At 63.9% G+C, this 26,676-nt stretch carries 24 protein-coding genes and 1 pseudogene; 13 read left to right on the top strand and 12 right to left on the bottom strand.

What is annotated here, in order from left to right:
- Positions 1-33 precede the first annotated feature (33 nt).
- From BDK88_RS04485 to BDK88_RS04475, 3 genes are all read right to left on the bottom strand, one after another.
- Positions 34-2,739 (bottom strand): TRAP transporter permease, encoded by a 2,706-nt coding sequence (locus tag BDK88_RS04485; protein WP_130499345.1) that lies wholly within the window; start codon positions 2,737-2,739, stop codon positions 34-36.
- On the bottom strand, positions 2,736-3,245 hold the full coding sequence (locus tag BDK88_RS04480) for a DUF1850 domain-containing protein (RefSeq protein ID WP_242611609.1): 510 nt from the start codon (positions 3,243-3,245) through the stop codon (positions 2,736-2,738). Before BDK88_RS04480 ends, BDK88_RS04485 begins: the two co-directional genes overlap by 4 nt.
- 72 nt (positions 3,246-3,317) lie before the next feature.
- Entirely contained in the window at positions 3,318-4,271 is a 954-nt protein-coding gene (locus BDK88_RS04475; protein ID WP_130499343.1) for a TAXI family TRAP transporter solute-binding subunit, read from the bottom strand.
- A 229-nt stretch (positions 4,272-4,500) separates the two neighbouring features.
- Between BDK88_RS04475 and BDK88_RS04470 the strand changes: the two are divergent.
- Positions 4,501-4,683: pseudogene (locus BDK88_RS04470) on the top strand (YgaP-like transmembrane domain); the annotation flags it as partial.
- A gap of 209 nt (positions 4,684-4,892) precedes the next feature.
- Here the strand turns inward: BDK88_RS04470 and upp are convergent.
- Positions 4,893-5,570 (bottom strand): uracil phosphoribosyltransferase, encoded by a 678-nt coding sequence (upp, locus tag BDK88_RS04465; RefSeq protein ID WP_130499342.1) that lies wholly within the window; start codon positions 5,568-5,570, stop codon positions 4,893-4,895.
- A 236-nt stretch (positions 5,571-5,806) separates the two neighbouring features.
- Between upp and BDK88_RS04460 the strand changes: the two genes are divergently transcribed.
- The 3 genes from BDK88_RS04460 (at position 5,807) to BDK88_RS04445 (ending at position 8,744) form a co-directional block, all read left to right on the top strand.
- Complete coding sequence (locus tag BDK88_RS04460; RefSeq protein WP_130499341.1) at positions 5,807-6,529, top strand: DUF5828 family protein; 723 nt, start codon at positions 5,807-5,809, stop codon at positions 6,527-6,529.
- A gap of 88 nt (positions 6,530-6,617) precedes the next feature.
- Positions 6,618-7,808: an inorganic phosphate transporter gene (locus BDK88_RS04455; protein ID WP_130499340.1), complete on the top strand. Its 1,191-nt coding sequence runs from the start codon at positions 6,618-6,620 to the stop codon at positions 7,806-7,808.
- A 216-nt stretch (positions 7,809-8,024) separates the two neighbouring features.
- Positions 8,025-8,744 (top strand): hypothetical protein, encoded by a 720-nt coding sequence (locus BDK88_RS04445; RefSeq protein ID WP_130499339.1) that lies wholly within the window; start codon positions 8,025-8,027, stop codon positions 8,742-8,744.
- Between the two features lie 11 nt (positions 8,745-8,755).
- Here BDK88_RS04445 and BDK88_RS04440 read toward each other — a convergent pair whose 3' ends face one another.
- Positions 8,756-10,159, bottom strand: a complete 1,404-nt coding sequence (locus BDK88_RS04440; RefSeq protein ID WP_130499338.1) for a hemolysin family protein — start codon at positions 10,157-10,159, stop codon at positions 8,756-8,758.
- A gap of 112 nt (positions 10,160-10,271) precedes the next feature.
- On the opposite strand from BDK88_RS04440, the gene BDK88_RS04435 reads away from it, so the two are divergent.
- Genes BDK88_RS04435 through BDK88_RS04425 form a run of 3 tightly spaced genes read left to right on the top strand, consistent with a single transcriptional unit; the run spans position 10,272 to position 11,731 of the window.
- A complete protein-coding gene (locus BDK88_RS04435; protein ID WP_130499337.1) occupies positions 10,272-10,583 on the top strand; it encodes a glutaredoxin family protein in 312 nt (103 codons plus the stop codon).
- On the top strand, positions 10,583-11,098 hold the full coding sequence (locus BDK88_RS04430; protein ID WP_130499336.1) for a redoxin domain-containing protein: 516 nt from the start codon (positions 10,583-10,585) through the stop codon (positions 11,096-11,098). Before BDK88_RS04435 ends, BDK88_RS04430 begins: the two co-directional genes overlap by 1 nt.
- Positions 11,099-11,146: 48 nt before the next feature.
- Positions 11,147-11,731 carry an L-threonylcarbamoyladenylate synthase gene (locus BDK88_RS04425; protein ID WP_130499335.1) on the top strand — a complete coding sequence of 195 codons (585 nt, stop codon included), beginning with the start codon at positions 11,147-11,149 and terminating at the stop codon, positions 11,729-11,731.
- 8 nt (positions 11,732-11,739) lie between these two features.
- On the opposite strand, the gene BDK88_RS04420 is transcribed toward BDK88_RS04425, so the two are convergent.
- The gene (locus BDK88_RS04420; protein WP_130499334.1) at positions 11,740-12,426 is read right to left on the bottom strand and encodes a hypothetical protein; all 687 of its coding nucleotides are present in this window, start codon (positions 12,424-12,426) and stop codon (positions 11,740-11,742) included.
- 292 nt (positions 12,427-12,718) lie between these two features.
- The gene (locus BDK88_RS04415; RefSeq protein ID WP_130499333.1) at positions 12,719-13,309 is read right to left on the bottom strand and encodes a conditioned medium-induced protein 4; all 591 of its coding nucleotides are present in this window, start codon (positions 13,307-13,309) and stop codon (positions 12,719-12,721) included.
- Between the two features lie 178 nt (positions 13,310-13,487).
- Between BDK88_RS04415 and BDK88_RS04410 the strand changes: the two genes are divergently transcribed.
- A complete protein-coding gene (locus BDK88_RS04410; RefSeq protein ID WP_130499332.1) occupies positions 13,488-15,674 on the top strand; it encodes a (Fe-S)-binding protein in 2,187 nt (728 codons plus the stop codon).
- A 128-nt stretch (positions 15,675-15,802) separates the two neighbouring features.
- Here BDK88_RS04410 and BDK88_RS04405 read toward each other — a convergent pair whose 3' ends face one another.
- The 4 genes from BDK88_RS04405 to alaS all read right to left on the bottom strand — a co-directional run bounded on the left by BDK88_RS04405 (position 15,803) and on the right by alaS (position 21,598).
- Complete coding sequence (locus BDK88_RS04405; RefSeq protein WP_130499331.1) at positions 15,803-16,543, bottom strand: type 1 glutamine amidotransferase; 741 nt, start codon at positions 16,541-16,543, stop codon at positions 15,803-15,805.
- A 135-nt stretch (positions 16,544-16,678) separates the two neighbouring features.
- A complete protein-coding gene (locus tag BDK88_RS04400) occupies positions 16,679-17,881 on the bottom strand; it encodes a class I adenylate-forming enzyme family protein (RefSeq protein WP_130499330.1) in 1,203 nt (400 codons plus the stop codon).
- Positions 17,882-17,977: 96 nt separating this feature from the next.
- Positions 17,978-18,763, bottom strand: coding sequence for an alpha/beta fold hydrolase (locus BDK88_RS04395; RefSeq protein WP_130499329.1), 786 nt, complete (start codon positions 18,761-18,763; stop codon positions 17,978-17,980).
- Between the two features lie 57 nt (positions 18,764-18,820).
- Positions 18,821-21,598 carry an alanine--tRNA ligase gene (gene alaS, locus BDK88_RS04390; protein ID WP_130499328.1) on the bottom strand — a complete coding sequence of 926 codons (2,778 nt, stop codon included), beginning with the start codon at positions 21,596-21,598 and terminating at the stop codon, positions 18,821-18,823.
- 150 nt (positions 21,599-21,748) lie between these two features.
- On the opposite strand from alaS, the gene BDK88_RS04385 reads away from it, so the two are divergent.
- Positions 21,749-23,248, top strand: coding sequence for a PAS domain-containing protein (locus tag BDK88_RS04385; protein ID WP_242611608.1), 1,500 nt, complete (start codon positions 21,749-21,751; stop codon positions 23,246-23,248).
- On the opposite strand, the gene BDK88_RS04380 is transcribed toward BDK88_RS04385, so the two are convergent.
- Positions 23,245-24,246, bottom strand: coding sequence for a replication factor C small subunit (locus tag BDK88_RS04380; RefSeq protein WP_130499327.1), 1,002 nt, complete (start codon positions 24,244-24,246; stop codon positions 23,245-23,247). The two genes, BDK88_RS04385 and BDK88_RS04380, sit on opposite strands and share 4 nt — an antisense overlap.
- 154 nt (positions 24,247-24,400) lie before the next feature.
- Between BDK88_RS04380 and BDK88_RS04375 the strand changes: the two genes are divergently transcribed.
- The 4 genes from BDK88_RS04375 (at position 24,401) to BDK88_RS04360 (ending at position 26,656) form a co-directional block, all read left to right on the top strand.
- Positions 24,401-25,486: a bactofilin family protein gene (locus BDK88_RS04375; RefSeq protein ID WP_130499326.1), complete on the top strand. Its 1,086-nt coding sequence runs from the start codon at positions 24,401-24,403 to the stop codon at positions 25,484-25,486.
- A 66-nt stretch (positions 25,487-25,552) separates the two neighbouring features.
- Positions 25,553-25,798, top strand: coding sequence for a ubiquitin-like small modifier protein SAMP2 (gene samp2 / locus BDK88_RS04370; protein WP_130499325.1), 246 nt, complete (start codon positions 25,553-25,555; stop codon positions 25,796-25,798).
- A 4-nt stretch (positions 25,799-25,802) separates the two neighbouring features.
- The gene (locus BDK88_RS04365) at positions 25,803-26,219 is read left to right on the top strand and encodes a GNAT family N-acetyltransferase (protein WP_207225255.1); all 417 of its coding nucleotides are present in this window, start codon (positions 25,803-25,805) and stop codon (positions 26,217-26,219) included.
- Between the two features lie 71 nt (positions 26,220-26,290).
- Positions 26,291-26,656: a hypothetical protein gene (locus BDK88_RS04360; protein ID WP_130499323.1), complete on the top strand. Its 366-nt coding sequence runs from the start codon at positions 26,291-26,293 to the stop codon at positions 26,654-26,656.
- The last annotated feature ends 20 nt before the right edge of the window (positions 26,657-26,676 follow it).

Genomic DNA, 26,676 nt, shown 5'->3' with positions numbered 1-26,676 from the left:
ACGGTGAGCGCGAACTGAAACGCGACGAGTGCGTTACGCTTCGCTCGGGTTCGGCGTGGCGGATTCCAGGTCAGTCCCGGACAGTCGCGTGTAGTTTCGGTGTGACAGCGAGACGAGGATCGCCAGGCCGAGCACGCGAAGCAGGAGCGTCGCCGAGAGGCCGGTGAGCCCGACGGAGACGCCGGCGAGTGCGAGTGCGCCCTCGAGGACGAGCAGCGGCACTTCGGGCACCATCAGCAGGATCGAGGCGATCGCGTACAGCGTGCGTGTTCCAGCGCCGACCGACGAGTACTGGTAGCCGATGATCGTGACCCCGAGCGCGTAGACGCCGAGGAACATCCCGAGGATGGGGACGACGACCTCGGGGAGGAAGAAGCGAAGCTCCGTAACGTCGCTCCAGCCGATGAGTCCCCACTGGCCGTTGACGTTCCGTGCGAGCAGGATGCCCGGGGAGAACACGAACGCGAAGGGGACGAGGATCTTGTTCAGCGAGAGGAGGAACGCGGCGGTCGCGGTCTTGAGTTCATCGGCTTTGGCGACGCCCGCGCCGGCGAAGGCGGCGACGGCGACCGGCGGTGTGACGTCAGCCATCAGGCCGAAGTAGAGGACGAAAAGATGAGCCGCGACGACCCAGACACCAAGGTCCTCCATCGGACTGCCGAGCATCGCGACCAGGATGATGTACATCGCGGTCGTGGGCATCCCCATTCCGAAGATGATCGCGGCGACGCCGGTCAGAGCAAGCAGGATCAGGATCGAGCCACCGCTGACGGCGTCGATAAGCGCTGCGAGGTTCGGACCGAGCCCGGAGACGCTGATCACGCCGGGGACGACGCCCGCCGCCGCGACGGCGATGACGACTGTGGTCGCGGTTCGTGCGCCCGAGTCCATCGATTTCAGGACGAACGTCCCGAAGCGGTAGCCGGCGTTGTCGGCGAGCGACGGGCGACCGAGCGACGCCGCAGACCGACGTGCGGACTCGTCGATCGAGTCGTCGAGCTCGAGCAGCGGTGCGTTCGCCTGCGGCCGAGCGAACAGGAAGACGGTGCTGACGGCGATCGCGATCGATCCGAGATCCGCCGTGGCAGCGCCCGCTGCGGCACCGAGCGCGTACGGATCGGCCGCCGACCCGAGACCGAGCAGGACCTGCACCGCGCTCACGAGGCCGACGCCATAGGTCGCGAAGGCGGCGGTGTGAGCGAGCGTGATCGCGGCGATCGAACCGAGCAGCGGCACACGGCTGCGCTCGTCGTAGGCGGCTACGACGGCGATCAACGCGGTGATAGCGATGATCGTATACCAGCCGGCGCGGTTGATCGACAGGCGAGCGATGACCAGGAAGTAAATCAGGAGGACGAGCGGAATCAGATAGAACCAGCCGGCGCGGAACTTCGCGAGGCCGTCGGGGAGTTCCCCACGCGCGAGGCCGCCGATTCCGCCACGGACCGCCTCGAAGTGGACCATAACCCACATCCCGAAGAAGAACGCGATCGCAGGCAGGGTCGCGGCCATGATCACGTCAGAGTACGCTGTTCCAGTGAACTCGACGATGAGGAACGCGGCCGCGCCCATCACGGGCGGAAGAACCTGTCCGCCAGAGGAGGCCGACGCCTCCACTGCACCCGAGAACTCGGGTGAGTAGCCAGAGCGTTTCATCAGCGGGATCGTAAACGCGCCTGTCGTCACCGTGTTGGCGATCGACGAGCCGCTGAGCATCCCCATGAAGCCACTCGAGACGACGCTCGCTTTCGCCGGCCCGCCTTTTCTGGTGCCGGTCATCGAGTACGCAAGGTCGATGAACCACTTACCGGCACCGCTCATCTCGAGGAAGGCCCCGAAGAGGATGAAGATGTAGATGAAGCGAACGCTGACGGAAACGGGCGTGCTCATGATGCCCGCTTCCGTAGTGTACCAGAGGTCGTAGACGATGCTCGCCCAGGTGTCGGGCTGGATCGCCAGCGCACCGATCGCCGAATCGCTCGGGATGAAATACCCCCAGCGGGCGTAGACGATGAACGACGCGATCAGCGACATGAGCACGACGCCGAGCGTCCGGCGCGTCGCCTCGAGCACGAGCAGAATGCCGAGTGCGCCAAGCAGGAACGCGCCGGACTGCCCCTGGAGTGGCAAGATCATGGTCAGCACGGCGGCGAGTGGCCCGAGTGGCTGGACGGCCTCGCCGAGTGGCACACCGGATTGGATACCGAATGTCGCCAGCCGCTGGATTTCGTCGTACGAGGTCACGACGTAGTAGGCCGGGACCAGCGAGATAACGGCGAGACAGGCGTCGAGCGGTGTAATCCGACGCAGGCTCGGGTCGATAGCTGCCCACCGGACGCCGTCACGGAGTCGTTCGACGGCCCGCGTGACGGGGCTGTCCGGACCGAATCGGTCGCTGACGGCGGGAACGATTGCGCCGAGGCGGCGGGCAACGAATCCGTCGCCGGTGCTCGCCGGGAACAACAGAAACGCGAGGACGAGCGCGAAGGTGACGTGGATCGTGTACACCTGCAACGGCTGGAGCGACGCGATTTCGACGGTCCCGATACCCGGCAGTGTCGCGCTGAACTGGTAGCTGCGGGCTGCGATCCACATTTGGAACGCCGAAAACGTGATGCCGATCAGGGCGACGAATGCAGCCGATAGCCCCTGATGGGAGCGACTTCGCTCGACCTCCTGTAGTAATTCGTCCTGTTCTTCGTTCGAAAGAGACTCCGCGTCCTGTGTGTCTGTACTCATGGTATCATGTGTGAACTTCTCGGTTCGTCTATCGATACAGCTCGGGCCGCAGACTGGCGGAGTTCGTCGACGAGCGTGCGCTCGGTTACCGAGAGGGTGACTGCGTCATCGGAAAGCGAGACCAAGTCGTAACGTTCACCGTCGACGATGAGTTCGTGTCCGGCGATCCAGCCCGGAACGACGCCGACTTCGTCGTACGATTTGTCGAACTCGAGGACGAGTCCCTCCTCGGTCGTCTTAATCGGTGCATCCGACGGCAGGCCAGCACCGTGTGAATGGAACACCATTCGATCCATTCGGAGCTGAGTCCCATCGACGACGTAAATATCTTCGACGGTCGTCTTCTCGACGCTGTGAGTGTACGAGAGCGTCACGACGTCGCCATCGTCGACCGGCACCGAAAGCAGCTCGTCGCCGGTGTCTGCATCGGTGACGACGAGCGTTCGCTGTGCCGACGCAGTCGATGTAACGGTTGCTGTTGCTCCAACCAGTACGAGGACGGCCACGATAACAGCCAGATAGCGGTACGGTAGGCGATTCACGGTCGATAAATTACGGAGGTGGTTGCGCTGTTTGGTTTAGCCGAAGTATGCCGCAGCGCCCGGATGGAGGTCGATCGGCATGCCGTCCTGTGCCGAGTCGACAGTGATGAACTCGGACTTCTGGTCAATGGCGTCAACGTTGTCGAAGATCGCCGTCGTGACGGCTTCGACAACCGCTTCGTCGACACCGTCGTGGGTCGCAATCATCGCCTGCATCGACACCGTCTCGACGGCCTCGCTGATGCCGTTGTAGGTATCGGCGGGAATCGAGTCCTCGGCGAACCACTCAGCGTCGTTCATCACGTTCTCACGCGTCTCGCCGGAGATTTCGACAAGCGAAATACCTGCACTGGTCGCGAGGTTCTCGACGGAGCCGACCGGCCACCCGCCGACGACGAAGGCTGCATCGATGTCGCCGTCGCGAATCTGGTCCGTCGCCGTATCGAAGTCGGTATTTTGTTCGGTGAAGTCACCTTCCTCGATACCGGCGGTCTCGAGGATCTGCAACGCGTTGACCTGCGTCCCGCTGCCCGCGTCGCCAGTGTTGATCGTCGCACCATCGAGGTCTTGGATCGTCTCGATCCCCGAATCAGCCTGCGTGATGACGTGGATCGTTTCGGGATACAGCGTTGCGACGCCACGAATGTTTTCCATCGGGTTGCCCTGGAGTTCCTCGGGGCCTGTGCCGTTGACTGCGAAGTACGCGACGTCGTTCTGGATCAGCGCAAAGTCGGCATCCTCGCGGTTGAGACTACCGACGTTCTCGAGGCTCGCCCCGGTCGACTGTACCTGCAGCGAGTAGTCCGTGTTATCCTCGACGATCGTCTTGAAGTTGTTCGAGAGTGGGTAGTACGTGCCGCCAGTGCCACCAGCGTGCCACGAGAGAGTGTTTCCGCCTGCACTGTCACTGCCGCTACAGCCGGCGAGTGCCGTCAAACCGACAGCACCTGCTGCTGTCACGAATTGTCGTCTGTTGAGATCGTATGACATACTTCCACGATAATAGCGAGGCTATTTATGCATTATCAATTTTAAAGGGTCATATTTCCACATTTGTTGCCAGTTATGGACAACCAACAAATGTTTGTTCATCAATATTATCCACATCACATGATATAAGATATATAATTAATATTCTGACTGTCGGCAACGATCGGATTCGACTGGTCCTGACGAAGGCAAAGGAATCTAGACTCGACTCCGTCGTGGTCGACTGCGCATGGATAGGAACGGCTGTGGAATCGATCGGGCCGGCCGTGTGCGTCTCGCGAGGGGACACCTCGTCGTCGGCTATCGAACCCGACAGCGGACACCCGAGACGCTCACGTTCGTCGCCGGTAGCGACCGCCTCGCCACCGCGGTCATCCAGCGCTGCCCGATAAACGCACTGCTCAGGGTCGACACCTGCGACACGACACCGTCGCAGAAGAGCGGACACTCGAGCCCGGATCGTCAATACAGCAACCGAACCAGTTCACGCCGATCGCAGGGACGGTTATCGACGTCCGCGCAGTCGTCCGGATCGACGACACTGTCGCGCAGAGCAGTTCGATTGACGACGATCAACAAAAGTCCGGGTTCCCGTTCAGTGAGAGCCAGCGTACACGCGGCTCACGTCGTCCGGAACGCCCGGTCACCGGCGTCGCCGAGGCCGGGAACGATGAAGCCGTCGTCGTCGAGGCGGTCGTCGATCGAGACCGTCAGCAGGTCGGCCTCGTCGTGTTCTTCGCCGACGCGGAGCAGGCCTTCGGGTGCCGAGACGGCCGAAAGGACGATCAGGTTCTCGGGTTCTGGTGAGTTCTCGATGACGTGCTCGAGGACGGTACACATCGTACTCCCCGTCGCGAGCATCGGGTCGGCGATGATGACCGTGTCCTCCTCGGTGATCTCGGGTAGTTTGACGTAGTCGACCGAAATCGGGAACGAACCGTCCTCCTCACGACCTGCCTCTTCGTCGCGGCTGGCGCTGATGACACCCTGTCGTGCCCGCGGGAAGGCCTTCAGCAGGCCCTCGACGAACGGCGTCGCGGCGCGCAAGACGTTGATGATAACTACATTGTCCAGTCCCTTGACGCGCTCGCCCATCGTCTGTTCCAGTGGCGTCTCGATCTCGACGTACTCGGTTTCCATCCGCCCGTCGATGATCTCGTAGCCACAGATCCGGCCGAGTTTAACCAACCCCTTCCGGAAGCTGACCTGTTCGGTCTCGACATCGCGCAGGCGCGAGAGCGTATCCTTTGCCAGTGCGTGCGTGATGAGATAGGCATCATCCCGGTCTTCAATCGGCATACCCGTACAGCCACTCGCCGGATAGTTCACAGTATCGATCAACCACAAGCCTCACACCGATCCCCTCGGCCACCGGTCACGATAGACATGGTTGCATTCGACGATATGTGCTCTGTCGTGTCCCCACGGCTGATGCGGGCCTCGAGTCCAGATACACGAAAAAAGGCCATTGTCACCCTGACAGGTGCCGGCAGAGAAGTTTATACTCGTTCGCACGTTATCAGTCGGCCAGCCGAATGGAAGAGAGTATCTCGGGATTCAAGGTTCGCGGTGACTGGGGCGACATCGTCGAACACGGCGAACGCATCACGCGCGCGCTTCGAGAGATCGATGTCCACAACTCCGAACAGGCCGCCGACGCGGACTACACCGCCGCCTTCGAGGAGTGGGAGGAGTGGCGTCCCAAAGCCCACGAGACCCTCGAGTCGGACGTCAGCGAGAAGACGGCCGATCAGGCCAGCGTCGAGGAGGGCAAAGGAGAAAAGGCCGGGAAAGGACCCGACGAAGACATCAAAACCGCCGGCGAGAAACTCTCGGAGTCGTACGAACGGCTCGAGGACGACGACGCCGAGGCGGCGGTCGGCACCTGGAAGGAGTCGATCGACTACGTCGCGCGAGCGGCCGACTCCGCAGGGCGAAAGGCGCTCCGACGAGTCGAAGACACGGTCTACCAGAACGTGATGACCCAACTCGCGCCGTACTACTTCGACAACGAACTCGTCAGCGCCAACATCCAGCAGTCGGCACGCAACGGCGACAGCAGCGAGCAGTTCGTCTTCGAGATCAACGTCAACGACGACGAGCTCAAAGAGGAAGTCTCCGACCGCCTCGCCGAGTACGAAGACGAGATCGACCGCTGGCACGTCGAAGTCGAGAAAGATACCGATGCCGCCGAAGCCATCGAAGGTGCAGAGCCCCCACCCGAACCCGACGACAACTCCAAGTCGACGACGAACTGACCGCGTCGGCACAAGAGACAGCGACAGCCCCCACCGCCAGCCGAAGGTCGGCACACACTTGTAGGAACATCCAATAGGAAGGGAGTAGATGGTCGATATCGCCACAGCCGGCGCATTCGCCGTGGCCGCGGTCGCGAGTCTCTTCATGGCCTGGGCGATCGGTGCCGGCTCGAGCGGGTCGACGCCGTTTGCCCCGGCAGTCGGCGCAAACGCGATTTCGGTGATGCGAGCGGGCTTTCTCGTCGGGTTGCTTGGCTTTTCCGGCGCGGTGTTGCAGGGGGCGAACGTCTCCGAGGCGGTCGGCACCGAACTCATCGGCGGGGTAACGCTGTCGTCGACCGCCGCCACGCTCGCCTTGCTCATCGCGGCTGTGCTGGTGGCGACCGGCATATTCACCGGATATCCGATCGCGACGGCGTTTACCGTCACCGGCGCGGTCATCGGGACCGGCCTCGCCATGGGCGGCGACCCAGCGTGGGCGAAATACACCGAGATCGCCACCCTCTGGGTGCTGACGCCGTTCGTCGGCGGCTCAATCGCGTACGCAGTCGCTCGAGCCCTGCGGGCCGACGCGATCGCAGAGGAACACCTCGTGATCGGGCTGGCCGCCATCGTCGGTGCGATCGTCGCCAACATCGAGTTCGCGATCCTCAGCTCGGGGGCCGGCGGCGCGTCGATCGCGCAGGTCTCTGGCAGTTCGCTTCCCGTCCCCGCGGCTGCCGGTACCGCTGTGGCCACGCTGCTCATCGCGTCGCTGTGGGCGGGCGCGATCGCGCTCGATCTCGGCAACGGAACCGAACGCGGCGAACGGCACTTCCTGCTCGTTCTCGGCGGTCTCGTGGCCTTCTCGGCCGGCGGCAGTCAGGTCGGGCTCGCGATCGGCCCGTTGATTCCGCTCACGAACCAACTCGAGTTACCGTTGCTCGCGATGCTCGTCGGCGGTGGCTTTGGCTTACTGCTCGGGTCGTGGACCGGTGCGCCACGGATGATCAAGGCGATCTCGCAGGACTACTCCTCGCTGGGGCCGCGCCGATCGATCGCGGCGCTGATCCCCTCGTTTATTATCGCGCAGGCCGCGGTGTTCTTCGGTATCCCGGTCTCGTTCAACGAGATCATCGTCAGCGCGATCATCGGGAGCGGCTACGCGGCAGCCGGCGCTGGCGGTGGCGTCAGCGCTCGTAAAATGGGCCTTACCGTCCTTGCGTGGATCGGGTCGCTGGCCGGTTCGATCGTCGTCGGCTACGTCGGCTACACCGCTGTCAGCGCACTCCTGCTGTGAGACTGGCTGCTGTCCCAACGTCCCGGTGCAATCGCAGGATGGGTCGCGGCCCCGCCGGCACTGACTGACAGCAGACCGTATGCGGTCCTCATACTGCCGGACAAAACGGTTCAGACATCGATCGCACTCGAGACGCGATCGAGTATTCACTGACTGTTGTCCGGTAGTATCAAGCAACATCGAACGGTCTTTACACGACGGGTCGTGACATCGAGTATGGACGAGGACGCCGTCGACGGCACCGAACTCCCCGACGATGCGGTCCAGTGGCGACGTGACGCGAACACTTCGCGTACCGTTCGGCTGCTCTGGACCTTCGGCGTCAGCACATTCTTCGCCGCGATCAGTATCGTCGTCAGCTGGCGGCTGTACCGAATGGCCAGCGGAGTCGGCGGTGGCATCGTCGTCATCGCCCTCCTCGCAGCGCTGACCACGACGGTCCTCGCACTCGCCGCCACGGACGAGCCCGAGCGCTATCTCGAGTGGCTCCCGGGCGATGTCCCGTCGGGGACACGCCTAGATCGGGCAATGGACGCTGCCGTCGGCACGGTCGTGATGGGAATCGTTATCGGCTCGCTGCTGGGTATCGGCCGATACATCTCACAGAACGAATTGCTAGCCGTCGGTGCCAGCCCCTTCACCGCGCTGGTCACATTGTTACTCCCGCTTGCGCTCGTCGCACTCGTGCTGGCCTCGTTTCTGCAGTCGGTCGGTACGCTCGATCGTGATGCCCAGACGATCTACCTCTACGAGCCGAAACAGGCGATCGATCTCACGGTGATCGAGGACGTCTCGGTTCGCCCGATCGGCGATGCCGCCGTGTTGTCGCTTCGCTACGCCCAGCCGGGCGGACAGTACGTCCAAGGACCGCGTCGACTTGTCGTCCCGCCCGCAGTCGCACGCGACGTTGCAGCGATCGTCAACGCGGAGCAGTAACCGCGACGCGATTACGTATTGTTCTCGTCGATCTCCACCGGATTTGTCTCGTCGTGTTCCGCTGCAGCGTCGTCGTCGGGCACCGCGAGTTTCTTGAGTCGCGCTTTCATGATCCGCGTGTTCTCGACGGTCTCGACCGTAATGCGGACACCGTCGTAGGTGATCTCCTCGCCCTCCTCGACGAGGCGACCCGCACGGTTGAAAATGAAGCCGGCAATCGTCTCGAACTCCTGGCCCTCGGGCAGATCGATCTCGAGGGTTTCGTTGACGTCCTCGATATTGACCTCGCCACGGACGAGGACGGTATCCTCGTCGATCGTCTCGATCGGCTGTTCCTCGCCACCCTCTAAGATCTCGCCGACGATCTCCTCGATCATGTCCTCCATGGTCACCAGCCCCTCGGTGGTACCGAATTCGTCGATGACGATCGCCATATGCATCCGATTTTCGCGCATCTCCGAGAGCAACTCGTCGACGTTTTTCGACTCGGGAACGTGCAGCGTCGGCTGGATGAGATCGGCGAGCTCGAGTTCGTCGGTCCCGGACTCGCCGTAGTTGAGATCGCGGACGAGATCGCGGATGTGAACGACGCCCAAGACGTTGTCGAGACTACCCTCATAGACAGGCACGCGGGCGTGGCCGCTTTGAATACAGGTCTCGATCGCCTCGTCGATCGTGGCGTCTTTCGGCACCGCCGTCATGTCCAGTCGCGGCGTCATGACTTCCTTGACGATCGTGTTGTTAAACCTGAAGATCCGCTGGAGCATCTCGTGTTCTTCTTCTTCCAAGACACCCTCACGCTCGCCGGACTCGATCATCTCCTGAATCTCGTCGCGGGTGACATACGGTGTCTCGATCGCCCCCGTCGAGCCGGTCAACCGATTGATCTGTCTGGTGAGATAATCGAAGAGGACGACGAGCGGGAACATCAGCTTCTCGGCGACTTTCAGCGGCCCGGCGACACGAATCGACCAGGATTCGGTGTTCTCGACCGCATAGGACTTGGGCGCGCTCTCGCCGAACAGCAAGACAACGGCAGTGATCCCGAGCGTGGCAACTGTCACGGCCGTCAGCCCACCGAGGTACAACCCGAGGATCGCCGTCGCGATCGACGACATCGCAATGTTGACGATGTTGTTCCCGACGAGGATCGTCACGAGCAGCCGATGTGGGTCCTCCTTGAGCGCCTTCACGCGCTCTGCGCCAGGAATCCCGTCTTCGGCCATCCCTTCCACGCGGTGTTTCGGGATCGAAAACAGCGCGATTTCGGATGACGAGAAGAACGCTGAGAGACCAACAAGTCCGACGAGGGCGAGCGCTCCGAGGATCGTCACCACCGACTGATCGATCTCGAGTCCCACCAGCGGGACCTCATAGACAGCCAACACGGCCTCGAGGGGCGGAGACAACGCCATTGATATACAGCCTTATCCCTGAATCGGTTAACAGTTTCCTATTCGAGGATCACTAACGGCCATCGCCGCCGCCGACGACACGTTTACCGGGTCGTTTGCGCTACATTCGCCCATGAGTGAGACCGCCGAGCCACCGATTACGTTTTACCGGCTGCAGGGCTGTCCGTTCTGCGAGCGGGTCGCCCGGCTGTTAGGCGAGTACGATCTCGACTACCGATCGCGGTTCGTCGAACCGATGCATTCCGACCGGGACGTCGTCAAACGCGTCGCCGGCGTCCGAACCGTCCCCGTCATCGTCGACGACACCACCGGCGTCACGATGGCCGAGAGCGAAAACATCGTCGGCTACCTCGAGACGACCTACGGCGACGCCGATGCCTCCCATCCCGACGCAGCCGCGGCGAACGCGGGGGGTGACGACTGATGCTCGACTTCGATGTCGTCGACCTCGGCCCAGCGGACCATCCCGACCCCGGCGAGACAGCGCCTGCGTTCACCCGCCCACTGGTCACCGACGAGTTCTGGGAGGACCGATCGCTCTCAGCGCTCGTCGAGGATTGCGACGGTCCGACCGTCCTCGTATTCACGCCGATGACGGGCTCCTTTCTCGCAAAGTACGTCTGGGACGAACTCACGGCCCGCGACTGGGACGAGCGTATGGGTCAAGTCGTCGGCCTCACGGCCTCGACTCCCTATGAGGTCACACGGTTTCTCGAGGACAACGACTACCCCGTCCGGTTTTTCGCCGATCCCGGAAACGAGATCGCCGAGTCCTACGGCATCGCCCACGACCTCGACGGCATGACCGGCATCAGCGAACCCCGTATCGCTTTCTTCGCGCTCGACGCGGATCGCACCGTCGAGAGTGCATGGGTCGCCACCGACTGGCCCGAGTTCCCCGACTACGACCACCTCGAGACGGAACTCGGCCTCGAATAAACTCCTGAGCGACAGCTTTTTGCCCGAGATCGGCCGAGTTCGAATCGAATGAGCGAATTCGACCGTGCAGCCGAGGCGATCGACACCGGGGACCTCGTCGTCTACCCCACCGAGACCGTCTACGGCCTCGGCGCGGCGGCACTCGAGCCCGACGCCGTCGAGCGGGTCTTCGAGGTGAAAGGACGCGATCGATCGAAGCCACTGTCGTTTGCGGTGCCATCGGTGCCGTCGGCGCTGCAGTACGTCCGTGCGACCGAACGGGAACGGCGATTCATGGCGACGTTTCTTCCCGGGCCCGTGACGGTCCTCTGTCGGCGACGTGAAGCCATCCCGGACGAACTCACGGCGGGTCGCGACCGCGTTGGGGTCCGCGTGCCGGATCATCCCCTCGCGCTCAGACTCTGTGAACGCGCCGGCACGCCGATTACGGCGACGAGCGCGAACGTCAGCGGCCAGTCGAGCGTCCGCGAACTCGAAGACCTCGATCCCGAGATCCGCGAGGCCGCCGCAGTCGTTCTCGACGGCGGCGAAACGGACGGTACCGAAAGCACCGTCGTCGACGTCTCATCGGCGACGATCCACCGTCGGGGCGCACAAGCCGACGAAATCGAGACCTGGCTCGAGACGCACTGATCGACCCGTCAGCCGAGTCCCAGCAGTGACCGCAAGGTCCGCGTTTTGACCCCACATTCGGTGGCGAACTCACAGGCATCGCATTTCGACCGGGCCGTCGTCCGCGGCGGTGGCCCGTCTAACTCGCGCACCGTCCGAAGTGCGCTGCGATACTGGGCCTTCCGTCTGGTCGTCATGTCGATCGACCGGATCATACCGTAGGCAGGATACTCGAGCCAGGCTCGCTCGACTGATTCTTGGTGCTCCCAGGCGAGTGCTTTCGCAGCCGCGACCGCGTGAACCGACTGCGATTGCCAGACGCCGGTTTCGGGCGGTGCACCCGACGAAAGCACTACCGGCTCGAGCGGGTCGGCGAGCACCTTGTGAACGATCCCACGACAGTGCCGGCCAGTCGCGAACACGTCCCGCTCGTCCGGATTCCGAAGCCGTTCCCAGTCGCCTGTGTCCTCGAGTCGCCGTTTCGTCGCCGCCAGCCGCTCACGATAGCGATCGGGTGAGACGGCAATGGGCTCGGATGCGAGGGCATCCGGTGGAGCCTCGAGCAGGGATTCGTAACGGGGCTCGAGTGCGCGGATCGCCTCGACCTCTGGTGGCGGCTCGCGCTCCTCGTCTGGCAGGGTCCGCTGATAGTAACACTTTCGCGCGCAGTAAGCGGCAGTTCGGAGATCACTGAACGAGACATGGGTGCGGGTCACGAGTCGTCTGGCCGCGGGTTCCTATAAAAAGGGTCGCTGCGTAATTCACTGGCTGTCCGCTGGCGGTTCGTGAGAGGGTCGACGGAAATCAGTGCCGCATCCGCGAGCGACCGAAGGGAGCGAGTGGGCCGACGACTGATGTGGAGCGAACGCAGTGAGCGAAACGGAAGGAGGAGTGCTTTTGATCGACCCTAAGCGGGAGCTTCGCTCCCGCGAGGTCCGAGAGAGCTTCGCTCTCTCGAGATTTTGCCGAGCGACTGAGCAACGCGAAGGAGCGCAGCGCAAAAGGTCGTTAGAAGTCCACGTCCGTCTCCATCCCTTCCGTCGCGTCCTCGAGGCCATCTTCGCGGACGTCGGTGGTCATGCGCTCGGTGATGTCGGCGTCGGCGAGGATGCTGTCGAACTCGTCGCGGTAGCGGTCGTTGGCCGTTCGGGACTGGGTCTGTGCCTCGGCGACGCGGCGGTGCCGACGGATCTGAGACTCGCTAACGTCGTATTCTGCGGCGAGCGCCGCGTCGTCTTCCTCGCGGTCGCGGATCGCCGCGAGATCGACTTCGTCGGCGTCGTCCTCGTCGATGAGATGCAAAGACAGCCGCGCGTCGAAAATCACGTCTTCGTCGACCGCTAACTCGGCAGCGAGGTCGGCGTCGCTTCGTTCGTCGTAGAATCCTCGTGCGACCGTGATCAATTCGTCGTCGGACAGCGGCGTCTCGAACGCGTAGCGCTCGCGCATCTGCTGGACGACGCTGCGGAGGCGTTCTTCGTCCGATCGCTCGTCTCGCTCGAGCGAGCCGCGGGTATCCTCCTGTGATTCAGTGATGGTGTCCTCGCCGTCGGTCACGTCGGTGAAGATATCACGGAGTTCCTCAGTTTTCTCGTTCATGGGTGGACACTCCCGACGGGAGTCTATTTAAGCCTGTTGCCAGATAACGTTGAGAACGGGTAGTCGAGCGCAGACCGATGTTATAAACTAAAAATAGTTATGGAATTTCCGCAAGACTGCAACGGGATCGGCTACGAGTGTAACAAGAATTAAGTCACAGCCACCCACCTCATTGTGCATGAATACGTTAGCACAGGCAGACGTCGCAAGGGAGACGTACTGGGGAATCACCAGTGTCGAGTACGCGGTGTTTTACTTCCTTGCGTTCGTTACGGTTGCCGTCTTCACCTACGGTGTCTACCGACGGTTCGCTCGGTACACGCAGGGTGACGGGGAGTCGTTCCCTCGTCTCGACGATCTACAACGCCGTGTCGTGAGCGCGGCCAAGATCGTACTCTCGAACGAAAAGCAGTTCAACAGAGACCTCTACGGCGGCTTGATGCACTCGTTTATCCTCTGGGGGTTCCTGACGCTGTTTATCGCGACCTCCATCCTGATGGTCGAAGAGTACGCTGCGAAGAAACTCCTCGGCCTCTCGTTTTGGAACGGTGACTTCTATCTCGCCTACCAGTTCATGGTCGACGCGATGGGCCTGCTGTTCGTCGTCGGCATCGGGATGGCCCTCTACCGGCGCTACTGGGTCCGTAACCACCGCCTCTGGGACCGCCACACCTCCGCTGAGGACGATCTGTTCATCTGGACGCTGTTTGCCCTCGGCATCGGCGGCTTCCTGCTCGAGGGACTGCGCGTCTACAGCGCCGGGATTCCCGACCACGAGGTCGTCAGCTTCGTCGCCTACGGGATGGCGCTTGGCTTCGACGCGCTCGGACTGGCGACGCTGGGTCCCGAGCAGGCTGGGCTCAACGGAGCTGGATTCAACGTCGAGAACCTCCACTGGCTCGCGTGGTGGACCCACTCGCTGGTCGCCTTCTTCTTCATCGCGTGGATTCCCTACGCCAAGCCGTTCCACATGCTTTCGTCCTTTGCCAACGTCGTCACCCGGGATGAGAAAGCGGGCCAGCGCCTCCCGAACGTCCCCTCAGATCTAGACGCGACCAACGCCGAATCCATCGACGACTTCACCTGGAAAGAGTTGCTGGATCAGGACGCCTGTACCAAGTGTGGCCGGTGTTCGTCGGTCTGTCCCGCCAAGGCCTCCGACCGCCCGCTCGATCCGCGTAACGTCATCCTCGATCTGAAATCCTACCGTGAGGAACTCGAGGCCGGCGGGGAGGAACAGCCGATCGTCGCCGACGGCGGCACCTCGGTGATCAACGCCGAGACGATGGAATCTTGCATGGCCTGTATGGCCTGCATGGACGCCTGTCCCGTCGAGATCGAGCACCTCAAGAGCTTTACCCGGCTCAACCGCCAGCTGACCGATCAGGGTGACATCGACTCGAGCATGCAGGACGTCTTCCAGAACGTCATGCAAAACGGCAATACCTTCGGCGACTCACCCCGCAATCGCGGCGACTGGACTGAGGAACTCGAGTTCGACGTGGCCGATGCTCGCGAGGAAGAAGTCGACTACCTCTGGTACGTCGGTGACTTCCCCAGCTACGATGAGCGCAACAAGCAGGTCGCGCGCTCGCTGGCCACGATTTTGAAGGAAGCCGACGTCAGCTTCGGCATCCTCTTCGACGACGAGAAATTCGACGGCAACGACATCCGCCGCGTCGGCGAGGAGTTCCTCTACATCGAACTCGCCGGCCACCACGTCGAAACCTGGGAGGACTGCGAGTTCGATACGATCGTCTGTACGGACCCCCACTCCTACAACACCTTCAAAAACGAGTACCCAGAGGTCGACTTCGAGGAGTTCGCCGATGATCCGATGATGCCCTTCGAGTACGACGAGCAGTGGAACGCCGATGGCGAAATCGACGTTCTTCACTGGACTCAAGCCGTCGAAGAACTCGTCTCCGAGGGCCACCTCGAGCTGTCGGGGACGGAACTCGACTACACGGTCACCTACCACGATCCGTGTCATCTCGGCCGGTACAACGACGAGTACGAGGCTCCGCGCGAACTCATTAAAGCCACGGGCTGTACGCTCGACGAGATGCCCCGCAACCGCGCCAACTCCTTCTGCTGTGGCGGCGGCGGTGGCGGCCTCTGGATGGACTTCGAAGAAGAGCCCAAACCCAGTGAGGAACGGATTCGTGAGGCACTCGAGGATACCGACGCCGGCAGCGGCGTCGAGAAGTTCGTCGTCGCCTGCCCGATGTGCATGACGATGTACGAGGACGGGCGCAAGACCGGCGGCTTCGAGGACGACATCGAAATCGTCGATGTCGCTGAGCTCATCGTCGAAGCCATCGGCAAGACCGAGGAAGCAAAGGTCGATATCGCCGCAAACTAACCACGATTCGGTTTTCGCGGTCGTCGCTCGCGACGATGTTTTCAGTGCGCGACTCGAGTGACTCGATTCGACGGGGAGACTCACGACAAGACGGCGTCACACGTCTCGATCGAACCCGGACAGAACGATCAGTCGGAGCCGCTGGCTTCTGCGGGCGCGTCGTGACTCGCAGCCTCGGCGGTCTCGTCTCCCACCGTCACCTCGCGGACGTATTCGAGGAAGTTCTCGAAGACCAGTTTCGCCTCGCAGGATCGCTGATAGTTCTCGTCGGTGATCTCGGCGAGGATCGACTCGAGACGGTCATCGGAGAGGTCCTTCCGGTGGACGAGATCGCGGGCGGTCTTGGTGTCGTACTCGGGGTGGAACTGGACGCCGAAGACCCGGTCCTTACGGAAGCCGTGGTTCGAGTACTCGTTTTTGGCGAGGGATTCAGAACCCGGCGGAAGTTCAGTGACCGCGTCGGAGTGGCTGGTAAAGGCAGTGAAGGTCTCGTCGATGCCCTCGAAGAGGCGTGACTCGCCCGTGTGTTCGATCTCGCTGTAGCCGACCTCGTAAACGCCCATGTCGTCGACGGTGCCCCCGAGGACGTCAGCCAGCAGCTGATGGCCCCAGCAGATTCCGAGGAAGGGAATGTCGCGATCGATCGCCTCATCGACCCACGCCTTGACGGACTGTATCCACTCCTCGTCCCAGTAGACCGACGACCGTGAGCCGGTGACCACGGCACCGTCGTAGTCGAAGCCGTCGGGGACCGTCCCGTCGGTGGCGTCGAACTCCGACAGCGAGGCGTCGAGTTCGCGCCGGAAGTTCCGCGTCGTGTTCTTGTCCTGATGGGCCGCGTTGAGGACGGCGATTCGCAGGTGACGCATTACGGTCTAGTGGCAACTCGGTGAAAATAGGCCTTGCGTACGGTGCCGACATTGCCGTAAGCGGTGACAGCCAGTTGGAGTCGGTCCCAACAATCGAACCGAGTGACAGACCTCGGTCCCAGTCAGCACTGTGGCTCACCGCAGGTGGTAGGCTCCGGCTTCATCACGGTGGAATCGGTCGCCGGTATGGAACCAGCCGTCCACGAATCGACCGCGATCGTCGGCCGCGTCTGTGTCGGGACTGCCCACATAGCCGTCGGCGAGCATCGGCCCCGACAGCTGCACCTGTCCGTCGGCAACGCCTTCGAGGACCGCGCCCGCCTCGTCGACCAGACGGGCCCGACAGCCGGGCACCGGGCTGCCAACGCCGGTCCCGTCGGAATCGCATCGATCCGGGTCGAATCGCCCGCTCATAGCGGTCGGACACTCGAGGCGACCGTAAACCGGTACAACCGGAACGTCGCGGTCTCGGTAGGCCGCGACCGTCTCGTCGCCGATCGGTCCCTCGCAGACGACTCGCTCGAGCGAGTCGACCGCGTTGTCGAATCCGGATTCGGCTGCGATGTCGCGAATCGCCCGTTCGCGGCCGATCAGGAGCGTCGCGTCCGCCGCGGCCATCGCAGTCGTGGCGTCGCCGGGGTCGAACGCGCGGTCGAGCAAGAGCGTGCCGCCGACGTAGAGCACCGACAGCGCGACGCGGACGAGGCCAGCGGCGGTCGACAGCGGCATCGGAAGCGGCACGACGTCGTTGGCGGCGAGCCCCCACGCGACGACGCCCGTGGTACAGTTGCGCTCGACGGCCGCAGCCGAGTAGCTGGCGACCGGGCGGCCGGTCGCGCCGTGGAGCGCCAGCGCCGGCGTCACATCCGTCGGTCGCTCGTTGCGGTCGATCGGCTCGCCGTCCGTCTCCGCCAGCGCCTCGAGCGTCACGGCCCGATCGAAGGGGATCGATCGCACCAGATCGCGCTGGGCCGCTTCGGCGACGACGAGATCGGGCTCGAGGACGTCGAACGGGCGCTCGACCGAGGCGGGGGTCAGCAGATGCGAGATCGGCGCGAACGTGGCACCGAGCCTGCGACAGGCGAACCACAGCGCGAGCGCGACGACCCGGTTTCTGGTAACGAGACAGACTGTGTCGCCAGCGGCGATCCCACGCGCGGCGAGGCGCTCGGCGATCCGCTCCGCGAGCGTCGACAGTTCCTGATAGGAGACCCGATCCTCGTGGACCGTCTCGGCGGGATCGGACAGCCGCTGTTCGGAGCTGTCGACGACCGCCGTCCGATCCGGGAAGTGGTCGGCCCGCCGCGCCAGCGAGAGAGTCACGACAGTCTCTCCCACGCTCGAGTACGTAGTAGATAGGGGGTCAGTCGCAAGCACGAGGCCGGGTCAGATCGGTCGGTATCGATCCTGCCAGCGCTCCGTCGTCGGACCCGATTACTCGTCGGCTGCCGTCTGCTCCTCGAGGAAGCCCAGCAACAGATCGTTGACCAGCCGCGAGCGCTCGATAAAGGCGAGATGGCCCGCTCCCTCGAGGTCGCGGAACTCGCCGCGTGGAAGCCCCCGTGCGAGGTCCTCGCCGGCCGACGGCGATACCAGTTCGTCAGCACCCCCGTGGAACACCCGCGTCGGCTGCGTCACCTCGACCAGCCAGTCGCTTGCGTCGAAGTCTGCAAGCGCCGCGACCTGTGCGTCCCACCCCGCGCGGTCGGCATCGCCATCGGCCCGCCAGTCGACGATCCCATCACACACGTCAGGCTGGGCCGCCAGGAAGTCATCGGAGAGACCCGCCTCGAGCGACTCGCGAAGCGCGTCGCGGTCGTCCGGCGGCGCGAACAAGGGCTCGAGGTCGAACGCGTCCCCGCACGCGGCAGTGCCAAACAGCGTCAGCGTCGCGACGCGACTCGAGGTCCGGGCCGCTTGGAGTGCGATCGCACCGCCGAGACCACAGCCGACGAGGTGGGCGTTGCGGAGCTCGCAGTCGGCGAGCACTGCCTCGAGGTCGGCGACGAGCGTCTCGAGGGTGTAGGGACCGGACGGCGCGTCTGACCGGCCGGTTCCCCGAAGATCCCAGACGACGGCCTCGTAGGGGCCGGCGATGGCGGCGTGTTGCCACCCCCACAGCCAGCCGCCGAGGCCGGCCTCGGGGACGAAGACGACGGGGTCACCCTCGCCCGCGCGGTCGTAGTATAGCGAGGCGTTTCCGTTCGTTGTAGTGGGCATGGATGACTCGAGAGGGGGAGACGTGAAAGAAGGGGACGGTTTCGACTCGAGGCCAGTTCAGGCGTTCAGGATCTGGCGCAGGACCTCGGGGGCGTCCTCGAGCGCGTCGTCGAGATCGTCGACGTTGGGGCCACCGCCCTGTGCGAAGTCTGCCGGGCCACCGCCACCGCCGCCGACCTTCGAGGCGAGTTCGCCGACGACTTCGCCGGCGTTGACCCCAACGTCGTCGGGGACGGCGACGACGAACTGGGCACCGCTTTCGCCGCTGCCGAGGACGGCGATCTTGCCGTCTTCGGCGAGGGCGTTGGCGGTCGCGCGCAGTTCGTCCATGTCGGCGTCGATCCGGTCGATGACGGCCGTCGCGTCGCCGACGTCGACTTCTTCGCCGCTGCCACCGCCGCCGGCGCGGGCTTCGGCGAGCTGTTCTTTCAGATCCTCGATCTGTTTGCCGCGGTCTTTCCACTCCTCGAAGAACCGTTCGGCGGTGTCAGGGACGTCCTCGGGCGAGACATCCAGAATCTCGGCGGCCTCATAGAGGGCATCCTCTTTTTCCTGAGTTGCCTCGATGGCGGCCTCGCCGGCGGCGAAGGTGATCCGTTCGACGCCGTCCTGGACGCGTTCAGTGTTGAGAATCTTGATCGCGCCGATGTCGCCGGTGCGGGCGACGTGGGTGCCACCGCAGGCCTGGGTGTCCTCGTCGACGTGGATCAGCCGGATCTGCTCGCCCGGCGGGATCCCACCCTGATAGAGGTCGAAGCCGTGTTCGGCTTCGGCGTCGTGGCGGTCGGGCCACTCCTGAGTGACCGACGTGTTGTCCATGACGATCTCGTTGGCGCGGTCCTCGATTCGCTTGACGTCCTCGCGGCTGATGCGGTCGTAGTGGCGAACGTCGATCCGGGAGCTTTCGACGCCCTTCTGGGCACCGGCCTGGCGGATGTGCTCGCCAAGCACCTGCCGAGTGGCGTGGATGACGATGTGGGTGGCCGTGTGATGGCGCATCAGCTGCCGGCGACGGCCGCCATCGATCTGGCCGTTGACTAGTTCGCCCTTGCCGGGATTCTCGTCGGTCCGGTGGAGGATGACGCCGTCTTCGATCTGGACGTCTTCGACCTCGACGGTCGTGTCGTCGGTCGAAAGCGTCCCCGTGTCAGCAGGCTGGCCACCGCCCTCAGGGTAGAACATCGTCTGATCGAGGACGACGTCGTAGCCCTCCTCGCGCTCGAAGACGTCGAGGACGACTGCCTCGAACTGGGTTCGCTGCTGGTCGTCGTAGTAGAGTTTCTCCGTTTCGGGGAGGTCCTCGAAGCGTTCGTCTTCGCCTTCCTCGGCCTCGGCAACCGCTTCGGGCGTGTCGTGGCGCTTCGCGACGAGACTGTAGAAATCGTCGGGAACGTCGACCTCGGCACCCGCGTCCGCGGCGATCTCCTCGACCATGTCTGGCTGGAGGCCATGCGAGTCGTAGAGCTCGATCAGTTCCTCGGTCGGGATCGGCTCGCCCGTCTCGGCGTACTCCTCGGCCATCGTCTCGACCCGGCGGCCACCGCGCTCGAGCGTCTCGCGATACTTCTCGACCTCGGTGCGAACGATGTCGCGGATCGTGTCGCGGTTCTCGTACTCGAGGCGTTCGGCCTGCATGTCGACGAGTTCGTCAAGCGGTGCGTCGACGCCGGCGGTATCACAGAGCCGTTTGGTGCGCCGAAGGACCATCCGCGCGAGATAGCCCGTCCCGACGTTCGAGGGAACGATGCCGTCCCCGAGCATGTACGCCAGCGTCCGGCAGTGGTCGGCGATCGCGTAGATGTCCTCGAGGGGCTCCATCAAGTCCTCGAGTTCGGCGGTGTCGACATCGAGTTCGGCCGCGATCTCGCCGCGGGCAGTTTCCATGTCCTCGGCCTCGTCGATGTCCATGTGACCCGCGAGCTTTGCCGCGCGATAGATCAGCTCCTCTTCCTCGTCGGTGTGCTCGAGGCCGGCGTTCTCTTTGAGGAAGGCGATCATGTCAGGGTAGACTGCCTCGTAGACGGTCGGCGTCCCCTGAGAGACCCAGGTCCACCGCTCTAACCCGTAGCCGGTGTCGACGATGTAGGTGTCCATCGGGCTGTAGCGGTTGCCGTCTTTCATTTCGTACTCGCCGTCGGGGTCCTGCTCCATCGACATGAAAACGAGCGTCGCGAGTTCGACGCCCCGATAGATGACCTCGATGGCGGGCCCGGCATTGCCGCCGCCGACCCACGGATCCTCGATGTAGATGACTTCCTCGAGATCGACGCCCAGCGAGTCGAAAAAGCCGTCACAGAGTTCGACGGTCCGGTCCTTCCAGTAGACCTCGCCGTAATAGGCGTATTCGTCTTCGTCGACGTCCTCGCGCGTGTTGAACGCGTGGTGGGCCATCATCTCGAAGGCCATCGTGTGGCGGCCAGTCTTGCCGACGTTGTCGATGTCCTGCATCCGGATGCAGGGCTGAGAGACCGTCAGCGGGTTCGCCGGCGGCGGCGTCTCGCCGCTCGTGACCAGCGGCTGGAAGTCGTAGATCGATGCCTGGGTCAACAGGACGTCGTCGCGCCAGCGGTTCGCCGCGACCGGGTAGGGTTCGATGCGTTCGTGGTCGTGATCCTCGAAGTAGGAGAGAAAGGCCTCACGCATCTCCTCTAAGCTGTACTCGTCGTCGAACCCCGAGTTGTCGATGAAGCCGTACTCCTCGCAGGGCGGCTCACCACAGGTCTCCCTGTCGTGGTCGCGCGTCCAGAAGTGAGCGCCACATTTCGGGCACTCCTTGCGCTCGAACTCTTCCTCCTCGAAGTACTCGAGGCGGTACTCCTCCTCTAGTTCGCTCATTACGCGTCTATTGCCCGTGCAGCGCGTAAAACAGTTCCGCAACCGTGGTCGAGGACTGATATCATAGACAGTCAGCCGACAGTAGCAGCAGCCGTCGGGCGTCACCGTCGAGCCGGCCAGTAAATTTTTAAGAGATGACGGGCCCGATGTATGGAGTATCGACTGTTCAAACGAATGACCCAGCCGTCATCGACGACACGACCGCGGACGGTGCTCTACGTCGCCGGCCACGAGGCGACGGCCAGCGATGGTGCCGAGCGACTCGAGAACGCCGAACGCGACGGCCACGAGCGATCGGTTCGATCGGCGACGACGCTCGAGACCGAGCGAATCCGCAACTGGGCTCCCGCGGTCGACTGTGTCGTCTTCGCCGAGACGCCGACGACGACAGCGGGCTCGAATCTGCTCGATGTGGTCGAGGCCTGTGACTCGACGCCGCTCGTCCTCTTTACCGACAGTTCGTTCACACCGGCGGCTGCACGCTCGACCGGCGGCATCGACGGCTACGTCCGGAGTGATACCGACGACGCCATCGCCCACCTCGCAGACGAGATCGAGTGGGTCTGTCGTGACCAAAATCGCTGTCGACCGGACCGCGACCGGCTCCAAACGACCGTCACGGCACTCCCGATCCCTGCCCTGTGGTACGAATTCGAGGACGGTGACCCAATCATTCGAGCAGCCACCGACGGCGTCGCCGACGTCTTCGGCACCGATCCCGACGAGGTCGTCGGCGACCCGGTCGACGAGTGGCTCGTCCCATCCGGCCTCGAGCACCGACGGACAACGCTACGCGAGGCGCTACAGGCGGGCGAACACCACCAGTTCGAACGCCGCCACGACACCGGCGACGGCATCCGCGACTTTCTGGTCACGCTGAAGCCACTCGAATCGGCCGCGAGCGACGCCAGTGTGAGCGTGGACAACCCAAGCGGACTGCTCGTCTACCACGACGTGACCGAACGCCATCGCTGCAGCCGAGCGCGGGCCGCCGCCGACGCGCGACTCGAGGCAATCACCGATTTGCTCGAGGACGACATCTGGCCGTCGCTGAACGTCGCCCGCGGCCACCTCGGGCTCGCCGCCGACACCGGTGAGAGCGACCACGTCACGACCGTTGCGGACGCACAGGAGCGCGTCGAAGCAGCACTCGAGCGACTGGCCGCGCTCGCTGAGGGAGACGCACTCGCCGATACCGAACCCGTCGGCGTCCATGACATCGCACGACAAGCCTGGGTTAGCGTCGACACCGGCGACACGCGACTCGTCACGCGGGACGCGACCGATCGCATCCTCGAGGCAAACAAGACACGACTGCGGGAGTTGTTCGAGCACCTGTTTCGGCTCGTCGTCGACGAGGAGACAGTACCGGCCGTCGTCGTCGGCGTGACCGACGATGGCTTCTGTCTCACACAGTACGATTCGGAGGCGGACACCGAGGCCGTCGATGCGCTCGAGACGGAGCCAGACGCGACGGAACGAGTCGCCAGCCACTCGGCTGTGCTTGACGGTGCCGACGACGACCTCGGGGCTGTCGAGCACATCGCCGATATGCACGGCTGGAGCGTCGACATCGTCGAAAACAACGGTCACGTCGCCGTCGTGTGTCGCGGTGTTGCCGACAGCGAGCGGACGCTCGACGGAATTTAGGCCTCGTCCTCGAGCGCCAGCGACGCCAACATGGCCTCGAGTTGCAGGCGCTCGTTGGCACCCTCCGTAATTCGGTAGTCGACTTCGCCCAGTCGCTCGAGCAGCCGCACCGTCGCCTGTTCGGGGATGTCGAACTCCCACGCGGAACGGTGCAGTTGGTCGATGACGTCGCCGCCGGCGAGCCCGCGGTCGGTCAGCAGATCTTCTAAAGCGGCGCGGGCAGCGGTGAAGTCGCCGTCGATGGCGTACTCGACCATCGCCTCGACCTCCTCGGGGCGGGCGGTCGCGGTGATCGCGAAGACAGTCTCCTCGTCGACGGTTTCGCCCATGACGGCCGCTGCCTGTAAGGCGTTGATCGCCTTGCGCATGTCGCCGTCGGCCGCATAGACCAGCGCGTCGACGCCGTCGTCGGTGACGTCGATTCCCTCAGTGGCGGCGATTTCGCGGACCTGCGCCTCGATGGCGTCCTCGCCGAGTTCGGTGAATCGGAAGACCGCACACCGCGACTGGATGGGGTCGATGATCTGACTCGAGTAGTTACACGAGAGGATAAAGCGGGTGTTGTTCGAGAACTGCTCCATCGTCCGGCGCAGCGCAGACTGGGCGTCGGAGGTGAGCGCGTCGGCCTCGTCTAAGAAGATGATGCGGTGGTCGTAGCCGCCGAAGGACGAGCGCGCGAAGTCCTTGATGCGGTCGCGGACGACATCGATGCCGCGCTGGTCGGAAGCGTTCAACTCGAGGAAGTTCTCGCGCCAGTCGTCGTCGTCGTAGACCTCGCGGGCGATGGCCTGTGCAGCCGTGGTCTTGCCGGTACCGGCAGGTCCCGCGAACATGAGATGGGGGAGGTCGTCCTGCTCGACGTAGCGTTTGAGCCGCGGAACGATGTTCTCGTGGCCTTTGATTTCGTCGAGTCGCTCCGGCCGGTACTTCTCGATCCAGACTTCCGTCTTCCCGGGGGTCGGCCCCGCCGCCTCGGCGTCGGCCTCGGCCTCGCTCATACCGGCACCAGAGCGGGACGGAAGATAAATCGCCCGAAGGTCGGTCTCGAGGCGCGGGCTGACTGGTGGGCACGTCTGGGAGCCGAATCAAAACCGACACGGATCCTGATATCTGCATAACACGTTTTTGAGCCTGCTCGTAGAACGACGAGACATGAAACGCGGGGAAAACCGAGGATCACGGCTCGTCATCGCGTTGCTGGTCGCCATCGTCGTCATCGGTGCTGTCCCGGCGACTGTCACTGCCCAGTCCGACGCCCGGGCCGGCGGGACAGTCGTCGTCGAGGAAGGCGAGACAATCGACAGTCTGCAGGCGGTCGGTGGCACCGTCATCGTCCGGGGCACCGTCACTGGCGACGTCAGCGCCGCCGGGGGCGACGTCCAAATCGAGGAGACAGGACAGGTCGACGGTGATCTCGAGGGCGGCGCGGGGAGTGTGACGATCGCGGGCACCGTCGACGGTGACGTCGAGGTCGCAGCAGGGAGCGTGACGGTGGCCGAAAACGGCACCGTCAACGGCACGTTCACGGCCGGTGCCGGTACTGTCGTCATCGACGGGACGCTCGAGGACGACGCCGAGATCGGGGCCGATACGATCCGGCTGGGCGAGACTGCCTCGATCGCGGGCGATCTGCGCTACGACGGCGATCTCGAGGGCAACACCGACGCGGTCGCGGGCGACATCGAAGAGGATCCTTCGCTGGGCGTCGACGTCGCGCCGACTGTCCAGCCGTTCGCAGCGTGGCTGTTCACGGTCTACTCCTTCGTGATAAACCTCCTGCTCGGTGCCGTGTTGCTCGCGCTGTTCCCGCGGTTTTCCGGCCGCGTCGCCGACAGCGTCGCGACGGGACCGATTCGCACCGGACTGATCGGGCTGGGGGTGTTCATCGGCGTGCCGATCCTGCTGATCGCGCTCGCGATCACCATCGTTGGGATCCCGCTGTCGATCATCGGCACGCTGGTCTTCGCCTTGCTGCTGTGGATCGGCGTCATCTATGGGCTCTTTGCCATCGCAGCGTGGGTCCTCTCGCTGGTCGGCATTAGCAACCGCTGGCTTGCACTCATCCTCGGCCTGCTGGTCGGTGCCGGCCTCTCTCTAGTGCCCATCGTCGGCGGCGTGGTCAACCTGCTCGTCCTCCTGCTCGGGCTCGGCGCGATCGCACGGGCGCTGTCTGGCCATCGACGAAGCGCTCGAAACCGGCGATCCGGGACTAGCTCGGACGAGCCGACGACGGACTAACGAGACGAGATGGCTCGCCCACTGCCGGAGCGACGCGCTCAAGGCCGTTGCCTCGTAACGCGGCGTATGCACGTCACCGTCGACGTCAAAGGCGAAGCTACCTACGAACTCGAGCTCGAGGCGGTGGCCGCCGCGTCAGATCGTCATGACGAGCACACTGCGGAAGCGACGCCGACGTACGCCGATCTCCTGCGTGCAGTCGAGTTGAGTCCCCACGAGGTGAGCGTGCTCGTCGACGGTCGCCCGGTTCCGGAGGACCAGCCGGTCGAGAGCGACCACGTGACGGTGTTGCGACTGATCAAGGGTGGATAACGCCGTGTTCGTCCGGACGGCCACCACTGGCGATGCGCTCGAGGTGCGACGCATTCTCGATGCCGCGTTGCTCGAGCCCGGCGACGTCGAGGGTCGAATCGACGCCGGTGACGTCTTCGTCGCGGGTGATCGCAACGGGATGGCGGCACGTTCGGGCGACGGCGACCGAATCCTCGGCACGGCCGTCCTCGAGCCGCTCGAGCGCGAATCCGGGGCCCACGTCGGCGCAGTTGGGGTCCGGCGTCGCCATCGGGACCGGGGGATCGGACGGGCGCTGATCGAGACGGCCCTCGAGCGCGAAGGACGGCTCACGGCGCGGTTCGACGACGGCGTCCGCCCGTTCTACGAGCGGCTTGGGTTTTCGATCGAGCCGATCGACGAACAGCGCTACCGAGGCACCCTCACGCTCGACCGCGTCTGACCACGACCGCGACAGGGGCCCGTCTCCTGCCGGCAGACTTTTATCAGCGAGAACGTGGTAGCCACCGCCGCATGGCGCTCCAACAGCTGCTCCGCGGCGATCCGTCGAAGCGTTCGAAGGTCTATTTGGCGATCGGTGCGCTCTCGCTGGTGAAAGCGGTCGCGGTCCGGAACGACCGTGATCGGTTCCGCCGTGAGTTGCTCGACGCTGGCCTGTTTCTCGGTATCGGCCTGGCGCTACGCCAGTTCGGCAAGCTCAAAGCCCAGAAGCGACAGGAACTCGAGTCACAGCTCCCCGACTGGGCGGCGGCTGCGATGCGTTCGGAGTCCGCACGACGGGGAGTACGCTCGGTCGCAAAACGGCAACTCGGCCAGTCGGAGCCCGAACCGGAACCAACGCTGCGAGACCGTGCCCGCGGCGTTCTCGCAAGCCTGTAGACCCGCGTTCGCGTTCCGAC

It is taken from the genome of Natrinema hispanicum, from assembly GCF_004217335.1.
In the GTDB taxonomy this organism is placed as follows: domain Archaea; phylum Halobacteriota; class Halobacteria; order Halobacteriales; family Natrialbaceae; genus Natrinema; species Natrinema hispanicum.
Note: the sequence above shows the minus strand (reverse complement) of the source record. Positions and strands in the feature narration are given on the sequence as shown.